Annotated in this window: 1 pseudogene; it reads left to right on the top strand. The window is 34.6% G+C overall.

Features of this window, described 5'->3' with window-relative positions:
• Positions 1-260 (top strand): annotated as a pseudogene (locus tag AOA60_RS33570) (sugar ABC transporter permease); the annotation flags it as partial.

The raw sequence follows: 260 nt of genomic DNA, 5'->3' as shown, positions 1-260 counted from the left end.
CTTTTGCTTTAAATTCAGCCTTGCTACGATTTCGTAATACTTTTAGAACCCTTATTTTCTTACCATATATTACATCGATTGTAGCTGTTGCGATCATTTTTGGAATAGTATTCAATAACCAACAGTTTGGATTTGCAAACTACATTCTCTCTTTGTTTAATATCGATGCAATCAGGTGGAATACGGAATATTGGCCTGTGAAGATAGCCATTTCTACAATGGTGTTCTGGCGATTGGTTGGGTATAATACGATTATTTTC

This window comes from Pseudomonas sp. 2822-17 (genome assembly GCF_002742485.1).
In the GTDB taxonomy this organism is placed as follows: domain Bacteria; phylum Pseudomonadota; class Gammaproteobacteria; order Pseudomonadales; family Pseudomonadaceae; genus Aquipseudomonas; species Aquipseudomonas cyclaminis.
Note: the sequence above shows the minus strand (reverse complement) of the source record. Positions and strands in the feature narration are given on the sequence as shown.